Source organism: Halorubrum sp. SP3 (assembly GCF_005435195.1).
GTDB classification, from domain to species: Archaea; Halobacteriota; Halobacteria; order Halobacteriales; family Haloferacaceae; genus Halorubrum; species Halorubrum sodomense.
In genome coordinates, this window is the sequence record NZ_SGTU01000208.1 from 1 (window position 1) to 695 (window position 695).

The 695-nt window shown below is 57.8% G+C and carries 1 protein-coding gene; it reads right to left on the bottom strand.

Features of this window, described 5'->3' with window-relative positions; translation table 11 throughout:
• Positions 1–123: 123 nt before the first annotated feature.
• Positions 124–695 (bottom strand): BREX protein BrxB domain-containing protein (locus EXE42_RS16235; protein WP_137706985.1); only part of this gene is annotated, 572 nt, incomplete at its 5' end.

Here is a 695-nt window from a genome sequence, read left to right on the forward strand (position 1 = left end):
CCCGCTCGGCACTATCCGTTTCGTAGAACTCTCGGACGTCGGTTTCGGCCCGTTCTCGGGCGTTGACTTTCTGTACTTCTTCGAGTTGTCGAGTCGGATCGCTGTGGAAGAGCTCGTCGATAGTCATTGGAGATGCACCCCTTGGATCTGCCCGTCAATCTGGTGGGCTGGGTAGTAGTGCCGCGATTCGCCACCGAAGAAACTCAATTTTCCACCGACGACGTCCCCAGGGAACGGGATGCCGATCGTGGACTTGACGTTCCGCCGGTCGAGTTCGTCGAGCAGTTCCGACGCGCGAGTGAATGGATACAGACTGCCGAGGTTAAGCAGGAGCACCACGTGGCTCTGGGTCTCCAGTTGTTCTTCGCTAAGCTCGTGCTCGACCATCTGTTGAACGAGTTCCTCGGCGAGCTGATCTTGCATTGTCCCCTCGATACGCTCGCCTGGCGACGTATCGTCGTCGAGGTCGGCTAATGGATCGCCCAGATCGACGAGGAGTTTGTACACGTCAGTCTGGGGAAGGAGTTCGTCGAGCCAGATTGGCTGAACAGTAACTGCGTCTGGGATCTCTGGTGATTCCATCTGACCATCCGACCAGGTTTCCAGACGGTCTGCTACCCGATGTTCGACCGCTGGCTCGACGGCAGCGATAACGAACGGATTGCGAATACCGTGCTGCCCCTGGGCGAACGTAC